Origin of the sequence: Agrobacterium tumefaciens (assembly GCF_017726655.1) — a bacterium.
GTDB lineage: Bacteria > Pseudomonadota > Alphaproteobacteria > Rhizobiales > Rhizobiaceae > Agrobacterium > Agrobacterium tumefaciens_B.
The window spans coordinates 1,667,743-1,683,155 of sequence record NZ_CP072308.1; the positions used below are offsets into that span (position 1 = coordinate 1,667,743).

At 59.3% G+C, this 15,413-nt stretch carries 13 protein-coding genes, 1 tRNA gene and 1 riboswitch; of the genes, 4 read left to right on the forward strand and 10 right to left on the reverse strand.

Annotation, left to right across the window (positions count from 1 at the left end; all coding sequences use genetic code 11):
- Positions 1 to 135 precede the first annotated feature (135 nt).
- On the forward strand, positions 136 to 2,070 hold the full coding sequence (locus AT6N2_RS08330; protein WP_209085556.1) for a glycosyltransferase: 1,935 nt from the start codon (positions 136 to 138) through the stop codon (positions 2,068 to 2,070).
- 46 nt (positions 2,071 to 2,116) lie between these two features.
- Here the strand turns inward: AT6N2_RS08330 and AT6N2_RS08335 are convergent.
- Together AT6N2_RS08335 and AT6N2_RS08340 are read right to left on the reverse strand one after the other, a co-directional pair.
- Positions 2,117 to 2,190 (reverse strand) — tRNA-Gly (locus tag AT6N2_RS08335).
- Positions 2,191 to 2,244: 54 nt separating this feature from the next.
- On the reverse strand, positions 2,245 to 3,342 hold the full coding sequence (locus AT6N2_RS08340) for a 2'-deoxycytidine 5'-triphosphate deaminase (protein ID WP_209085558.1): 1,098 nt from the start codon (positions 3,340 to 3,342) through the stop codon (positions 2,245 to 2,247).
- Positions 3,343 to 3,414: 72 nt separating this feature from the next.
- Positions 3,415 to 3,493, forward strand: a riboswitch (SAM riboswitch).
- A gap of 42 nt (positions 3,494 to 3,535) precedes the next feature.
- Between AT6N2_RS08340 and AT6N2_RS08345 the strand changes: the two genes are divergently transcribed.
- Positions 3,536 to 4,720, forward strand: coding sequence for an O-succinylhomoserine sulfhydrylase (locus tag AT6N2_RS08345; RefSeq protein ID WP_209085560.1), 1,185 nt, complete (start codon positions 3,536 to 3,538; stop codon positions 4,718 to 4,720).
- A 225-nt stretch (positions 4,721 to 4,945) separates the two neighbouring features.
- Positions 4,946 to 5,338 carry a Co2+/Mg2+ efflux protein ApaG gene (gene apaG, locus AT6N2_RS08350; RefSeq protein WP_063949639.1) on the forward strand — a complete coding sequence of 131 codons (393 nt, stop codon included), beginning with the start codon at positions 4,946 to 4,948 and terminating at the stop codon, positions 5,336 to 5,338.
- A gap of 210 nt (positions 5,339 to 5,548) precedes the next feature.
- On the opposite strand, the gene AT6N2_RS08355 is transcribed toward apaG, so the two are convergent.
- The 3 genes from AT6N2_RS08355 to AT6N2_RS08365 all read right to left on the reverse strand — a co-directional run bounded on the left by AT6N2_RS08355 (position 5,549) and on the right by AT6N2_RS08365 (position 8,949).
- Entirely contained in the window at positions 5,549 to 6,538 is a 990-nt protein-coding gene (locus tag AT6N2_RS08355; protein ID WP_063949638.1) for an Hsp33 family molecular chaperone, read from the reverse strand.
- A 236-nt stretch (positions 6,539 to 6,774) separates the two neighbouring features.
- Complete coding sequence (gene argF, locus AT6N2_RS08360; RefSeq protein ID WP_063949819.1) at positions 6,775 to 7,692, reverse strand: ornithine carbamoyltransferase; 918 nt, start codon at positions 7,690 to 7,692, stop codon at positions 6,775 to 6,777.
- A 57-nt stretch (positions 7,693 to 7,749) separates the two neighbouring features.
- The gene (locus tag AT6N2_RS08365; RefSeq protein ID WP_209085563.1) at positions 7,750 to 8,949 is read right to left on the reverse strand and encodes an aspartate aminotransferase family protein; all 1,200 of its coding nucleotides are present in this window, start codon (positions 8,947 to 8,949) and stop codon (positions 7,750 to 7,752) included.
- 431 nt (positions 8,950 to 9,380) lie between these two features.
- Here AT6N2_RS08365 and AT6N2_RS08370 point away from each other — a divergent pair, with 431 nt between their 5' ends.
- Positions 9,381 to 9,914, forward strand: coding sequence for a GcrA family cell cycle regulator (locus AT6N2_RS08370; RefSeq protein WP_063949636.1), 534 nt, complete (start codon positions 9,381 to 9,383; stop codon positions 9,912 to 9,914).
- 179 nt (positions 9,915 to 10,093) lie between these two features.
- On the opposite strand, the gene phoB is transcribed toward AT6N2_RS08370, so the two are convergent.
- The 5 genes from phoB to pstC form a co-directional block, all read right to left on the reverse strand.
- Positions 10,094 to 10,777 (reverse strand): phosphate regulon transcriptional regulator PhoB, encoded by a 684-nt coding sequence (gene phoB, locus AT6N2_RS08375; RefSeq protein ID WP_063949635.1) that lies wholly within the window; start codon positions 10,775 to 10,777, stop codon positions 10,094 to 10,096.
- 31 nt (positions 10,778 to 10,808) lie between these two features.
- Positions 10,809 to 11,504 carry a phosphate signaling complex protein PhoU gene (phoU, locus tag AT6N2_RS08380; protein ID WP_063949818.1) on the reverse strand — a complete coding sequence of 232 codons (696 nt, stop codon included), beginning with the start codon at positions 11,502 to 11,504 and terminating at the stop codon, positions 10,809 to 10,811.
- A 125-nt stretch (positions 11,505 to 11,629) separates the two neighbouring features.
- Positions 11,630 to 12,445 (reverse strand): phosphate ABC transporter ATP-binding protein PstB, encoded by an 816-nt coding sequence (gene pstB / locus AT6N2_RS08385; protein WP_209085566.1) that lies wholly within the window; start codon positions 12,443 to 12,445, stop codon positions 11,630 to 11,632.
- 14 nt (positions 12,446 to 12,459) lie between these two features.
- Positions 12,460 to 13,782 carry a phosphate ABC transporter permease PstA gene (gene pstA / locus AT6N2_RS08390; RefSeq protein WP_063949633.1) on the reverse strand — a complete coding sequence of 441 codons (1,323 nt, stop codon included), beginning with the start codon at positions 13,780 to 13,782 and terminating at the stop codon, positions 12,460 to 12,462.
- Positions 13,779 to 15,263, reverse strand: a complete 1,485-nt coding sequence (pstC, locus tag AT6N2_RS08395; protein ID WP_144575981.1) for a phosphate ABC transporter permease subunit PstC — start codon at positions 15,261 to 15,263, stop codon at positions 13,779 to 13,781. Before pstC ends, pstA begins: the two co-directional genes overlap by 4 nt.
- Positions 15,264 to 15,413: the final 150 nt, after the last annotated feature.

Below are 15,413 nucleotides of genomic sequence, written 5' to 3' on the forward strand. Positions count from 1 at the left end.
AAACCAACAAAGCCGGACATTTGTAAAGCGAATACTAAAGTAAATACCGAAGCTATATTTCGCGTTACATTGTTATTTTTCATCTATACTATCCGTGACAGGAAGTTTGGCGGCACCTGACGGCGGCGGCGATGCATGGATCATTCTGGGCAATATACACGAGATTCGGGTTCTACGACGTCAGCGGCACGAAAAATCGCAATTTCCAACACCATTGAAATTCCGCCTACGGCCGCCGCCGTAAACGACAGGGCTGGCCAGGCGCGCTTTCTCTCGTCGTTGGGGTTCGGCAAGCCTTATATCGCGGCTCTCGAACAGCGAGCACTGCAAAACGGCTCCACCCTCGAAGAAGAATTGCTGGCAAGCGGCCTCGTCACACCGAACGCTTATTTCGGCGCATTCGCCCGATTTCTGCGGTTACCCTTCACTGCGGATATCGATCCGCAAAGAGTGGCAAACCTTGCTACGACCGACAGTCAACTCGTCGATAGCAGGTTTCTCAGGCTGATGCCGACGGGCGGTCAGAACGTGCTGCTGATCGTGCCGGAACTTGACCGGATCGAACTGCTGAAGACCGCCCTTGAGGAGCGGCCATTTCTCTACGATGAGCTCGTTGTTACGACACCGCAGGCCATGCGTAGCGCCATCTGGAATGCCGGTGCGATGCGGCGGGTGGCCGAAACCCAGCAACGTCTCTTCAACACGGCGCCACACCACTCCGCCCGCATCACGCTCCAGGGTGAACAGGGATTTCTAGGCGGCGTCGCCCTTACACTGATTGCGCTTTCACTGGCATTTTATCCCGCCGAGGCGCTGGCCATCATTCACGTGACGCTCACGCTGCTATATTTGCTCACCCTGCTTTTCAGATTGTTCGTGCTCCTTGAAGCCCCTTCTGAAGGCGATGCAAAACCCGCTCCTATATCTGAAGACGGAACGCTGCCGACCTACACGGTTCTTGTGGCGCTCTATCGCGAAGAGGCGGTCGTGGGCCAGCTTTTGGACGCGCTCAATCGGCTGGATTGGCCCAAAGCCCGGCTTGACATCAAACTTGTCTGCGAAGCGGACGACGAAGCGACCATCGACGCTATCAAGGCTCACAACCCCGGTCCGCATATCGAAGTCATTCGTGTGCCACCCTCCACACCGCGCACGAAACCGAAGGCACTGACCTACGCGCTTACGGGTGCGCGCGGCGCGTTCGTTGCAGTTTACGATGCGGAGGACAGGCCGCACCCGCAGCAACTGCGTGAGGCCTATGCCGCGTTCCAAAGCCAGCCCGACCGTGTGGCCTGCCTGCAGGCGCCCCTTATTATCAGCAATGCGCGGGCCAACTGGATAAGCAGCTGCTTCGCGCTGGAATATGCGGGCCTCTTCCGTTCCCTGTTGCCGGTCCTCGCTGCCCGTCAGCTGCCATTGCCGCTTGGCGGCACATCCAATCATTTCCGCACCGCGGTGTTACGGCGCATTGGCGCGTGGGATCCGTATAACGTCACCGAAGACGCGGATGTGGGCCTTCGCCTTCACAGGCTCGGATATCACTCAACAGTCCTGCGCAGGCAGACACTAGAAGATGCGCCGACGTCGCTGCCCGTCTGGCTCAGCCAGCGGGCACGATGGTACAAGGGCTGGCTACAGAGCTGGCTGGTGATGACGAGAGCGCCGCTCAAAACCGCGCGCGACATGGGATGGGTGTCCTATACAGTGTTTCAGCTGCTGATCGGCGGCATGCTGCTGTCTTCCTTGGCGCACCCGCTCCTCTTCATCTCGATTGCGTTCATGGCTGCTGCGCTCGCCGAAAGCGGGGGTGACCTCCTGTGGTCCTGGCGCGGCACGCTCTTTTTTACAGATTGCCTCAACATCGCCGGTAGCTACGTGATCTTCGTCCTCATGGGCAGGAACAGGATGATACCTTATGAGCGACGCGCCGTTGGTCGACGCTGGTTATCGGTGCCGCTTTATTGGCTGCTGATTTCGGTCGCTGCCTGGCGAGCCGTCTGGGAACTGAAAACCAAACCCTTCGTCTGGAACAAGACACCGCACACCCCGGTCGTCAAAAACCAGGACTGATGCACGCTATAATCGAGGCATCTAAGACCAGAGAGCTGGGGGAGACTGGAGCGGGTGAAGGGAATCGAACCCTCGTATTCAGCTTGGGAAGCTGCTGCTCTACCATTGAGCTACACCCGCACCGCCTAAGACATCGGATAGTTCGCGGCGGGTGTCAAGCACCCGCCGGTTCGGTCACTCAGCGCGAAAATGTTTCGAGAGCTTCAGACCCTGTGCCTGATAGTTGGAGCCAAGGCCAGTGCCGTAGAGACCATCAGGCTTTTCCAACATGTGCTCGTAGACCAGGCGTCCGACGATCTGGCCATGCTCCAGAATGAAGGGCACTTCATGGCTGCGCACTTCAAGCACAGCGCGGCTGCCGGTGCCGCCTGCCTGCGCATGGCCGAAGCCGGGATCGAAGAAGCCGGCGTAATGCACGCGGAATTCGCCCACCAGCGGATCGAAGGGCGTCATTTCGGCGGCGTAAAGCGGCGGAACGTGGACAGCTTCGCGCGAGACGAGAATATAGAATTCGTCGGGATCGAGAATAAGCTCGGCGCGGCCACGGGCGTAAAGTGGCTCCCAGAAATCGAGGACATCGTGCTGGGCCTTCCTGTCGACATCCACCACCGCCGTATGATGTTTGCCGCGATAACCGATCAGGCCGTCGTCGCCGAAACCCTTGAGGTCGATCGAAAGTGCGATGCCGCCGCCGGTCACGTTCGGCGTGTCGCTGGCGACCAGCATTTCCGTTTCGTGCAGCGTCAGCAATTCGGCTTCGTTGAGCAGCGAATGGCCGATGCGGAAGCGGATCTGTGACAGGCGTGAGCCGCGGCGCACGACGATCGGAAACGTGCGCGGGCTGATTTCGAGATAGAGCGGGCCGGCATAACCCGCCGGTATCTTGTCGAATTCCTGCGCGTTGTCGGTCATCACGCGGGTGAAGATATCGAGACGGCCGGTTGAGCTTTTGGGATTGGCAGAGGCGGACATGTCGGCCGGCAACGCCAGGCTCTCCATCAGCGGCACGATATAGACACAGCCGGTTTCCAGCACCGCGCCCTGGCTTAAATCGACCTCGTGCAGGCTCAGACGATTGAGCTTATCCATGACCTGGGTTCCGGGGCCGGGCATGAAGCTGGCGCGCACACGGTAAGCTTTCGAGCCGAGCCTGAGATCGAGGCTGGCGGGCTGCACCTGATCCGCGTCGAGATCGGCCTCGCTCTTCAGCTTGCCGCCCGCAAACAGCGCGCGTATTGCGCCATCCGCCAAAATGCCCGTGGTTCTCATCATGGTCATCATTCCTTTTTACGGCGACAAAACCAAAAGGAAGGCATTGACGCAAGCCGGTAACGGCAGTAAGGCAAGTTATCCCGTGGTGATTTGGCCGGTCGGCTTGCAGCCACGTTAAACAAGTGGCTAAAAAGACCGGGTGCTAGGAACCGGTCTGCTTTTGCGGCCGGTTTTTTGTTTTGAAGGTGATCACATGAGCAATAAATGGCGCCCGGCAACCCAGCTCGTTCACGGTGGTACGCTACGCTCCCCTTATGGTGAAACGTCGGAAGCGATCTATCTGACCCAGGGCTTCGTCTACGAAAACTCCGAAGCCGCCGAAGCGCGCTTCAAGGGCGAGACGGATGGATTTATCTACGCCCGTTACGCCAGCCCCACCAATGACATGTTCGAGAAGCGCATGTGCCTGCTGGAAGGTGCTGAAGACGCCCGTGCGCTGGCTTCAGGCATGGCCGCCGTCACCGCGGCGATCATGTGCCAGCTGCGCGCCGGCGACCACATTGTTGCTGCCCGTGCGCTTTTCGGTTCCTGCCGCTGGGTGGTTGAAACGCTGGCGCCTAAATATGGCATCGAATGCACGCTGATTGATGGCCGTGATCTCGGCAACTGGGAAAAGGCAATCCAGCCGAATACGAAGCTGTTTTTCCTCGAAAGCCCGACCAATCCGACGCTCGAAGTGGTGGATATTGCCGGCGTGGCGAAGCTCGCCAACCAGATTGGCGCGAAAGTGGTTGTCGACAATGTCTTCGCCACACCGCTTTTCCAGAAACCGCTCGAACTCGGCGCTCATATCGTCGTTTATTCTGCCACCAAACATATTGACGGCCAGGGACGCTGCCTCGGCGGCGTGATCCTTTCCGACAAGAAATGGATCGAAGAAGAGCTGCAGGATTATTTCCGCCATACGGGTCCCGCCATGTCGCCGTTCAATGCATGGACGCTGCTGAAGGGTATTGAAACGCTGCCGCTGCGCGTAAAGCAGCAGACGGCCAATGCCTCGAAGATCGCGGATTTTCTGGCAGACAGCGGCAAGGTCGCCAGGGTCATCTATCCCGGCCGCGCCGACCACCCACAGGCGGATATCATTGCGCGCCAGATGTCCGGCGGCTCGACGCTGGTGGCTTTCGAGCTGAAGGGCGGCAAGGAGGCGGCCTTCAAGCTGCAGAACGCGCTTGAGATCGTGAAGATTTCCAACAATCTGGGCGACGCCAAGAGCCTCATTACCCACCCCGGCACGACGACGCACAAGAACCTCACAGACGAGGCACGGGCAGAGCTTGGTATCTCCGGCGGCACATTGCGCCTTTCCTGCGGTATCGAGGACACGGACGATCTGCTGGAAGATCTGGCAAAGGGTCTTGCGGCGGTTTCCGCCTGAAGCTGAAATAGCTTAAGCCATGGCCCGGCTGATGTCCGGCCATGGCTTCTGGCGCCCGAGAAGGCCGCGCCAGGAAACCAATATTTACCTTTACCGTTATCCCTAATGTAAAAAACAGCGCAACAGGAGACGCCCCCTGCCCGTCAAGTCATTCATTTCCTTGACGATAGCCAGAGCCTATAGTGTAGAATGCGGCGGCAGGCATAATTTCGAGGTGTGGTGCGTATGTATCGTGCTCTGACAAGGGACATCGAGGTGACGGTTGATCCGTATTATCTCGAAGACCAATCCGACCCGGATGACGATCGTTATGTCTGGGGCTACAAGGTCGTGATCGCGAACAACTCCGACATTCCGGTCACTCTCGTCAATCGTTACTGGCACATTACCGATCAGAACGGCCAGGTGGACGAGGTCTATGGTCCTGGAGTCGTGGGCGAGAAACCACATCTCAAACCTGGCGACAGCTATGAGTATTCTTCCGGCTGTCCGCTGGATACGCCTTCGGGCCTGATGTTCGGCCATTATGAAATGGAAACGGAAAACGGCGAGGTGTTCAATGTCACGATACCAGCCTTCTCGCTGGATTCGCCAGGCCTGATGCGGGTTTTGAATTGATGAAATCGCAGGAACGCGAAGCCCGCGCGTTAAAAGCGTGGCTCAGAGTGTCGATAAGATAAAAATCTCTCTTCCGTCATGCCGGACTAGAGCGGCAGCCAGCCACGGCCCGTCGGCGCCGTGAAAGAGTCTTACGCAATCAAAGCCTTGATCATGCTGGATCCCGGCTCGAGGCCGGGATCATGGTGTGCGAGGGCACGGCTATCCTCGTCAGACGTTTTCAAATTCGCTGACATCATAGCGGTAGGTCGTGGAGCAGAACTCGCAGGTAACGGCGATGGCCCCATCTTCCTCGCTCGCCTTGATTTCTTCGGCGGTAAAGCCTGACAGAACGCCCTTGATCTTGTCGCGCGAGCAACTGCAACGATCGAAAACCGCCTGCGGATCATAGATGCGTACACCGCTCTCATGGAAAAGCCGGAAGAGAAGGCGTTCCACCGGCACCTGCGGATCGGTCAGTTCGTCGGTATCAACCGTGTTCAGCAGCGTAACCGCTTCCGTCCAGGCATCGTCCTCCTGCACCTCATGGCCGCCTTCATCACCATCGCCGCCATGCAGATCACGCATGCGTAGCCGCTCGGGTGCCTGTGGCAGGAACTGCGCGATAACGCCGCCCGCACGCCAGCCGTGGCGCGGCTTGCCGGCGCCATCACGGTCGAAGAACTCGGCGACGCCGAGACGGACGCGAGTGGGAAGCTGTTCCGACTGGCGGAAATATACCCCGGCAATGTCTTCCAGCGATGAGCCATCAAGTGGCACGATGCCCTGATACGGCTGCATGCCCGCGCCCTGATCGATCGTGAAAGCGAGAATACCGGTTCCGAGCAATTGCTCCGGCGAGGTGGCGCCCTCGGCAATCGCCGCTGCGAGACGCTCTTCATCGAAACGGGCGTAAGCGCGCATGCTTTCCGGCGCGGTGAAATCAGCAACAAGAAGGTCGACCGGACCATCGCCCTTTGTCTGAAGCGTGAGCTTGCCGGAAAATTTAAGCGAGGTGCCGATCAGCGCCGTCAGAACAGTCGCTTCCGCGAGCAGCCGGGCGACTGCGGCCGGATAGTCATGCCGCTCGAGAATGGCGTTCAGCAATGGCCCAACCTGAACCGCGCGGCCGCGCACATCCAGACCTTCGACCTGAAAGGGTACAACCTTGTCGTCGCCAGCAAAATCGAGATCGTCCAGTTCAACCGTTACATCTGCCATGTCATACTCCTTGGCGCAGCCGCGGCGCCGCTACCGTCCAAAAGTCCGGCTTTCAAAATGTGCTTTTTTGCTTGTCGCACAGAGACCCGCGAAGAGAAACCGCTCCCGGGGAAAAACGTGCAAATCGTGATGAAGGCCCGCCAGAAAACCGACGAGCCTCTTCGAAGTCCAACAGATGGTAATCGCTGCCGAGAAGTTCAAGCGCCCGTCCGACGTTCAGCAAACGGGTGGTATCTTCAGATGACGCCCATGCACCAGGCGATGATTGATTTCTGCGCGTGGAGGCGGTTTTCCGCCTCGTCGAAGACCACCGATTGCGGGCCGTCGATCACCGCATCCGTCACCTCTTCACCGCGATGGGCCGGAAGGCAATGCATGAACAGGGCGTCCTTTTCAGCCTTGGCCATCAGCGCTTCGTTGACCTGATAGGGCTGGAAGATGTTGTGGCCGCGCGCCTTGTGTTCCTGGTTCATGGAAACCCATGTGTCGGTTACCACGCAATCGGCGCCAGCGACGGCCTTTTCCGCATCATGATACAGTGCGATCTCGCCGCCGTTGTTGCGGGCCCAGTTCAGGAACTTATCATGCGGTTCGGAACCCATGGGAACCGCCATCGTCATGCGATACCCGAACCGAGCCGAACCCTCGACGAAGGAATGCAGGACATTGTTGCCGTCGCCCGTCCAGGCAATGGTCTTGCCTTTTATCGGCCCACGATGTTCCTCGAAGGTCATGATGTCAGCCATGATTTGGCAGGGGTGCGTGTCATCGGTCAGGGCGTTGATGACAGGCACGGTTGCGTGTTCGGCAAGCTCAAGCAGACGCGAATGATCCGTTGTACGGATCATGATGGCGTCGACATAACGCGACAGGACCTTGGCCGTATCGCCGATCGTTTCGGCACGGCCGAGTTGCATCTCCGTGCCAGAGAGGAAAAGCGTTTCGCCGCCAAGCTGGCGCATGCCGACATCGAAAGAGACCCGGGTGCGGGTGGACGGCTTTTCGAAGATCATCGCCAGCATCTTGCCGGCAAGCGGCTTTTCCGCTGTGCCGGCCTTGGTCGCCGCCTTGCGTGCCCGGGCATCATCGAGAATCGCCCGCAGGTCCTGCGAGCCGACGGCCGACAGGTCGAGAAAATGTTTAGGTGAAGCCATTTCAAACTGTCCCATGCTCGCGAGCCCCGGCAAAGAGGCCCGCCCTTTAGTGTTTTCTCAGGCGATTTTCGCCTGTTTTGCGGTCAGGGATGCGGCGGCCGCTTCCACGCGCGCCAGACCCTCACGGGCCTCTTCCGCGGTGGTGACGAGCGGCGGCAGGAGACGGATGACATTGTCACCCGCCGGTACACCAAGCAGATGTTCCGCACGCATGGCCTGGAGCAATTCACCCGAGGGGATCCTCGCCTTGATGCCGAGAAGCAGGCCCTCGCCGCGAATTTCCTCGATCACGTCGGGGTAACGATCCTTCAATGAGGCAAGCCCCTGGCGGAACACAAGCGCGACATCACGAACATTGTCCAGAAAGCCGTCAGCAAGAACAACATCAAGGACCGCATTGCCGACGGCCATCGCCAGCGGATTGCCGCCATAGGTCGTGCCGTGCACACCCGCCGTCATGCCGGAAGCAGCTTCGGCCGTTGCGAGGCAGGCGCCAAGCGGGAACCCGCCGCCGATACCCTTGGCAACCGCCATGATATCGGGCGCGACGCCGGTGTGCTCATAGGCGAAAAGCTTACCCGTACGTCCGACGCCGGTCTGAACCTCATCGAAGATCAGCAGCATGCCGTGCTCGTCACAGAGCGAGCGCAGCAGTTGCAGGAATTCCTTCCCCGGCGCGCGGATGCCGCCCTCGCCCTGAATCGGCTCGATCAGCAGCGCTGCTGTTTCGGCCGTGATGGCGGCTTTCAGCGCATCGACGTCACCGAAGGGAACCTGATCGAAACCTTCGACCTTGGGACCGAAACCTTCGAGATATTTCTGTTGGCCACCGGCAGCGATCGTCGCCAGCGTCCGGCCATGGAAGGCGCCTTCAAAGGTGATGATGCGAAACTTCTCAGGATGGCCCTTGGAATAATGGTAACGGCGTGCGGTCTTGATCGCGCATTCCAGCGCTTCCGCGCCGGAATTGGTGAAGAAAACCTTGTCGGCGAAGGTTGCTTCCGTCAGACGCTTGGCAAGCTTTTCCTGGCCCGGCACTTCATAGAGGTTGGAGACGTGCCAGACCTTTTCGGCCTGCGTCTTGATCGCGTCCACGAGGTGCGGATGGGCATGGCCCAGCGAATTCACAGCCACGCCAGCCGCAAAATCGAGATATCGCTCGCCGCTTTCCGTGTACAGCCAGACGCCCTCGCCTCGCTCAAAACGCAGGGGGGCTCTTGCAAATGTATCGAACAATGGCGCGGCGGCTTCGGCCATGGCTGTATCACTCCTTGCGCAAATGCGCTGTAAGACGGTTGTCAATAGGCTCTTAGGGTTATCCCTTGCCTGAAAATCAAAAATGCCGCCTCGCGGCGGCAGGGGCACTATTGTCACTTCGCTTGCCGATGTCAACAAAAGTCCGTATTCCCTAGGGTTCTCAAGCCCTAGTAGGTGGCTGGGCGTCAGACCCAAGGTGTTGCCTTTCTGACTCAACTCGCCAGCAAGTTGGGGAAAACCGCAAAATCGATTCGAGATGATTCCCGCGACTCTTGCCACGGAGTCTGCGTGGCACTAGGTTAATCGCTAATTACTAGACTGCAATGCGGCGGAACTAGTCACCAAAAATCAGGCAGAAACCACACTCGCGGCACACCCGCGAGACGGAGAGGGATTCTGCCAAAAATACACGCGAAAAGCGGAGAAGCGGCATGAACTGGACAGACGAACGGGTCGAAAAGCTCAAGAAATTGTGGTCCGAGGGACTTAGCGCCAGCCAGATAGCAGCGCAGCTGGGCGGCGTCAGCCGCAACGCCGTCATTGGCAAGGTCCACCGTCTCAACCTGCCGGGTCGCGTCAAGGCTGGCGGTCCCGTCACTTCGGCGCGCACAGCGCCCAAGCGGACTGCTGCCCCTGCCCCTCGCGCGGCGAATTTTGCTGGCCGCGTCAACGCTGCACCGGCCCGGATCCTGACGCGTTCCAACGCCGCGACCGCCCTTCAGGAAGAGGTCGGCATCGAGACCGCGGAAGTTCTCGATTACGTTCCTTCCAGAAACGTCGTCACGCCAATCTCCCGTCGTCTGACGCTGACGGAACTGACCGAGCGCACCTGCAAATGGCCGGTCGGCGACCCCTTGAAAGACGATTTCCATTTCTGCGGCTGTGAAGCGCTGGAATCTTCGCCCTATTGCAAGTTCCATGCGAAACTCGCCTATCAGCCGGTAAGCGAGCGCCGTAAAGCTTGAGTGTTGCGGCACGCATTTGACACTCAAAAACTACGGGCCTTCGGGCCCGTTTTTTTGTGCCAAAACCAGAGCGGATCGGGATCAACCACAACAAAAGGCCCGACACCAATCCGGTTTCGGGCCTTTTGTTTTTCGCGGAAAATTACCTTGATGGAACGCGCCAGTCGGATGGCGTCCGCTCAGGCTTCCATGGAATAGCCGGCGCCGCGCACCGTGCGGATGACATCCTGCATGTGCGAAAAATTAAGCGCCTTACGCAGGCGTCCGACATGCACGTCGACGGTACGCTCATCGACGTAGATATCATGGCCCCAGACACCATCGAGCAATTGCGAACGGGAGAACACCCTGCCCGGAGAGGTCATCAGGAATTCCAGAAGGCGAAACTCCGTCGGACCGAGACGCACTTCACGGCTTTTGCGGTGAACGCGATGCGTCTCGCGATCCAGTTCGATATCCCCGCATTTCAGCACCGAAGACAGAACCTCGGGGCGGGCCCGGCGGAGCATGGCCTTGACGCGGGCCATGAGTTCCGGCGTGGAGAACGGCTTGACGACATAATCGTCCGCACCCGTTGCGAGGCCACGAACACGTTCGCTTTCCTCGCCGCGAGCCGTCAGCATGATGATGGGCAGGCGTTCCGTTTCCGGCCGCATTCTGAGCCGACGGCAAAGCTCGATACCGGATACACCAGGCAGCATCCAGTCTAGAATGAGAAGATCGGGGGTACGTTCCTGAAGCCTGATTTCCGCCTCGTCACCACGGGGTATCGTGTCGACATCGTATCCCTCAGCCTCGAGATTGTAACGAAGAAGGACGCTGAGCGCTTCCTCATCTTCCACAACTGCAATCTTGGGCACCATATGCTGAACTCCGCAAGGCTTTGCCTGTCTCTTACTCGGTCACCGAACCGAGCGTGTTGGAACTGTCGTCCTTCGGACGCTCGCCCTCCGGCTGGCTGCCGGTGGTCATGTAATAGATTGTCTCGGCGATATTGGTGGCATGGTCGCCGATGCGCTCGATGTTCTTGGCGCAGAACAGAAGATGCGTGCAGGTCGTGATATTGCGCGGGTCTTCCATCATGTAGGTCAGAAGCTCGCGGAAGAGCGAGGTGTACATGGCATCGATTTCCTCATCGCGCTCGCGGATGGCATTGGCCTTCTCGGCGGAGCGGGTCGAATAGACGTCGAGGACTTCCTTGAGCTGCACCAGCGCCAGTTCCGACAGGTGTTCGAGACCACGGGCAAGCTTGCGCGGCACGCCGGTGCCGGCAACCGCAATCACGCGCTTGGCCGTGTTCTTGCCAAGATCGCCCACACGCTCGAGATCGGCTGCAATACGCAGCGTGCCGATGATTTCACGAAGGTCTGCCGCCATCGGCTGGCGCTTGGCGATGGTGACGATTGCCTTGTCGCCGATCTCACGCTCGGCGTGATCGAGGATGGTGTCGTCAGAAATGACTTTCTGCGCCAGCGCGGCATCCGAGTTCACGAGCGCCCGCACGGCGTCGGCACACATCTGTTCGGCAAGGCCACCCATTTCCGAAATACGGCGTGTGAGGAATTTCAACTCCTCATCATAGGCAGACATGATATGCGAATGGGTCGTTGTCTGGTTCACGGTCTAGTCCTCCGGCTTGGCCTGCAGGCCGTGCCCGGAGCGGGACACGGCAGCGGCACCAGTCTTGTTCGGTTTCTTTGAAGCGCCGGCCTGTATCAGCCGAAGCGGCCCATGATGTAATCCTGCGTGCGCTGATCATCCGGATTGGTGAACATCTTGTCGGTTTCGTTTTCCTCAACAAGATGACCAAGGTGGAACATGGCCGTGCGCTGGGAAACACGCGCCGCCTGCTGCATGGAGTGCGTGACGATGACGATGGTGTAGTTTGTCCGCAGCTCGTGGATCAGTTCCTCGACCTTCGCGGTGGCAATCGGGTCCAGCGCCGAGCAGGGCTCGTCCATCAGGATCACTTCCGGGCTGACGGCGATCGCACGGGCGATGCAAAGGCGCTGCTGCTGACCGCCGGAAAGGCCCGTGCCGGACTCATGCAAACGGTCCTTCACCTCGTTCCAGAGACCGGCTCGCTGGAGGCTCTGCTCAACGATCAGGTCCATATCCGCCTTGTTGCGGGCGAGCCCGTGGATCCGCGGGCCGTAGGAAATGTTTTCGTAGATCGACTTCGGGAAGGGGTTCGGCTTCTGGAACACCATACCGACGCGGGCGCGCAGTTCCACCACATCGATCGCCTGGTCATAGATATCGTCGGTATCGAGCGTGATCTTGCCGGTGACGCGGCAACCGTCGATCGTGTCGTTCATACGGTTCAGGGTGCGCAGGAACGTGGATTTGCCGCAGCCCGAGGGGCCGATCAACGCGGTCACGGTGTTTTCCCGGACGTTGAGGTTCACGTCGTAAAGCGCGCGCTTTTCGCCGTAATAAACCGATACGTCCTTACCGATCATCTTGTATGAGACTTCATTCATTTTCTTGTCCAGCGCCTTTTCAACTGCTGCTTCCGACAACATGTTCATTGCTCAATCTCCCTTTACCAGCGCCGTTCGAAGCGGCGACGCAACAGGATTGCGCCCACATTCATGACGATGAGGAACAAAAGCAGGATGATGATAGCGCCGGATGTCCGTTCGACAAAGGCGCGCTCTGCCTCATTCGCCCACATGTAAATCTGCACCGGCAGGGCCGTGGACGGATCCATCGGCGTTGTCGGATAGTTCGCGACGAATGCCACCATGCCGATGAGGAGCAGCGGCGCCGTTTCGCCGAGCGCATGCGCAAGGCCGATGATCGTGCCGGTCAGGATGCCGGGCATGGCAAGCGGCAGCACGTGGTGGAAGATCGTCTGCATCTTGGAGGCACCGAGACCGAGCGCCGCGGCACGGATCGAGGGCGGCACGGCTTTCAGGGCGGCGCGGGTCGCGATGATAATGGTCGGCAGTGTCATCAGCGTGAGCACAAGCCCGCCGACCAGCGAAGCCGAGCGCGGAAAGCCCATGAAGTTGATGAAGACGGAGAGACCAAGCAGACCGTAAACAATGGAGGGCACAGCCGCGAGATTGTTGATGTTTACCTCGATGAGGTCGGTCAGACGGTTCTTCGGGGCGAACTCTTCGAGATAGATCGAGGCGGCGACGCCGATCGGCAGCGACAGCACCAGCACGATCATCATCATGTAGAAGGAACCGATCAGCGCCACGCCGACACCTGCTGCTTCCGGACGGCTCGAATTGCCGTTGACGAAAATGCCGGTGTTGAAGTGTTTGGCAAGCTGGCCGCTTTCGGCGAGCTGGTTCATCCACCCGAGTTGCTGGTTGGAGATACGCCTGTTAGCTTCATCGGCACTCATATCGACCTGGCCCTTGAAGGCGCTGTCGACATCGCCCGACGCCAGAAGCGTGACGGTACGCGTGGTGCCGATGACGGCGGGATCGGCGACGACGATGTCGCGCAACTGCGTGCGAACGCTGTCGGAGATCAGGAGGTTGACGGCGCGAAGACCGGCCTTGTCCGTCGGCGCGACGCCGAGAACTTTGGCGACCGCATCGCGAGCGATGATGGGATAATTGGCCGTCATCAGCTTCGCCGGATTGGTGGCACGCTCATTCTTCGGGTCGATGATCTTTTCCGAAAACTCGACCGGAACGGTAATCATCGTCTGCTGGAACGCGGTGTAACCCTTGGAGACCACGGAGAAAAGCAGCAGGAAGAGAAAGATGAGGCCGAAGGAAATCGCAGCCATGCCGTAGGCGCGGAAACGGCGTTCGGCGGCATAACGGCGCTTGATGCCGATATCGCGACGCGTGGCTCTGGTGACTGCGGGGGCGCCTGTTGCGGGAGAAACGATGTCGGTCATTCATATTGCTCCCGGTATTTGCGCACGATGTAAAGCGCGTAGATATTCAGGCAAAGCGTGATGGCAAAAAGCGTGATGCCGAGCGCGAAAGCGACCAGCGTCTGCGGCGAGGTGAATTCGAGGTCGCCGGTGAGCTGGCTGACGATCTTGACGGTGACGGTGGTCATCGGCTCGAAGGGGTTGAGCTGAAGACGGGCTGCCACGCCGGCAGCAAGAACCACGATCATGGTCTCGCCGATGGCGCGCGACGCCGTCATCAGCACGGCGCCGACGATGCCTGGAAGGGCGGCGGGAACGATGACCCTCTTGATGGTCTCTGAGCGCGTGGCGCCAAGGCCGAGCGAACCGTCGCGCAGCGAACGTGGAACGGCGGTGATGATATCATCCGACAGCGACGACACGTAGGGAATAAGCATGATGCCCATGACAAAGCCGGCGGTGATGACGCTCTGGGCCTGGATGAAGTTGGCGTAATTGCCAGTCGCCAGACCATTGATCTGCGTGGAAATGTCTCTGAGGAACGGGCCAACCGTCGTGAGTGCGAAGAAGCCGTAGACGATGGTGGGAATGCCGGCGAGCACCTCCAGCAACGGCTTGGCAACCGAGCGGAGGCGAGGCGAGGCATATTCCGACATGTAGATTGCCGAAAACAGACCCACGGGAACCGCAACGAGCATGGCGACGAAGCCGATGTAGAGCGTACCAGCGAGCAACGGGATCAGGCCGAACTGTCCTGATGAGTCCGTGGCGCCCGCAGCGGCAAAACGTGGATCCCATACGGTCCCGAAGAAGAACTGGTGCGCCGGAACCATGGTGAAGAACTGGATCGCCTCCGTGAGCATCGACAGGACAATGCCGATGGTCGTGAGGATAGCGATGGAGGAGGCTACGATGAGCGCCGCAAGAATGACCTTCTCGACCTGATTGCGCGCCCGAAAGCGCGGAGCAATCGCCCGCAGCGCATAGATCGCACCACCGACCGCAGCCAGCAGCACAACGGCGATCATCGCGACGCGGCTTGTGGAGGTCATGGTATTCAGTGTCTGGGCGGCATCGATCATGAACCGCTGCGGGTCACCGGCGATCGCCACGCCCTTGGACGCCAGAAGCGGGCGGGCGGCGGCCACGTCGGCGTCAATCTGCGCCATTTCCTCGGGCGTCAGGCGTTGTAGGCCACGGGCGATCGAGGTCACCATGCCATAGGTCAGGCTCTGCTGCGCTTCGGACTGGGCACGAACGTCTTCCGGGAAATTGCCACGGACTGCCGAGGTCACGACAAGCGGGCTGACGATGAGCCAGGCGCAGAGAATGAGCGCCGCCGGCAGAACCGTCCAGATAACGGCATAGGAACCGTGGTAGCCGGCCCGTGAATGCATGTTGGAGGGGCGGCCTCCAGACAGGACAGCGGCTCTGCGGCTGCCCAGCAGATAGCTGCCGATGCCGATGAGCGCCAGTATCAGCAAAAGGATCGATGTGTTCATTAGAGTTCCCTCGGCGTGCCTCAGAAGCACGGTGCGATAGCGGGCAAATCAAAAAGTCATCAAAACGAGACCGCTGGACCACCCCAGGATGCTTGCCGTCTGACTGTATCATCGTCTGGCAAGCGTCAAGGTTGATACATCCTATCCATC

Coding starts and splice junctions, on each gene's coding strand:
- apaG (WP_063949639.1), top strand. CDS start 4,946: ATGTATCGTGCTCTGACAAGGGACATCGAGGTGACGGTTGATCCGTAT.
- AT6N2_RS08365 (WP_209085563.1), bottom strand. CDS start 8,949: ATGGCCGAAGCCGCCGCGCCATTGTTCGATACATTTGCAAGAGCCCCC.
- phoB (WP_063949635.1), bottom strand. CDS start 10,777: ATGGTGCCCAAGATTGCAGTTGTGGAAGATGAGGAAGCGCTCAGCGTC.
- pstC (WP_144575981.1), bottom strand. CDS start 15,263: ATGAACACATCGATCCTTTTGCTGATACTGGCGCTCATCGGCATCGGC.
- AT6N2_RS08330 (WP_209085556.1), top strand. CDS start 136: ATGGATCATTCTGGGCAATATACACGAGATTCGGGTTCTACGACGTCA.
- AT6N2_RS08345 (WP_209085560.1), top strand. CDS start 3,536: ATGAGCAATAAATGGCGCCCGGCAACCCAGCTCGTTCACGGTGGTACG.
- AT6N2_RS08340 (WP_209085558.1), bottom strand. CDS start 3,342: ATGATGAGAACCACGGGCATTTTGGCGGATGGCGCAATACGCGCGCTG.
- phoU (WP_063949818.1), bottom strand. CDS start 11,504: ATGTCTGCCTATGATGAGGAGTTGAAATTCCTCACACGCCGTATTTCG.
- pstA (WP_063949633.1), bottom strand. CDS start 13,782: ATGACCGACATCGTTTCTCCCGCAACAGGCGCCCCCGCAGTCACCAGA.
- AT6N2_RS08355 (WP_063949638.1), bottom strand. CDS start 6,538: ATGGCAGATGTAACGGTTGAACTGGACGATCTCGATTTTGCTGGCGAC.
- argF (WP_063949819.1), bottom strand. CDS start 7,692: ATGGCTTCACCTAAACATTTTCTCGACCTGTCGGCCGTCGGCTCGCAG.
- pstB (WP_209085566.1), bottom strand. CDS start 12,445: ATGAACATGTTGTCGGAAGCAGCAGTTGAAAAGGCGCTGGACAAGAAA.
- AT6N2_RS08370 (WP_063949636.1), top strand. CDS start 9,381: ATGAACTGGACAGACGAACGGGTCGAAAAGCTCAAGAAATTGTGGTCC.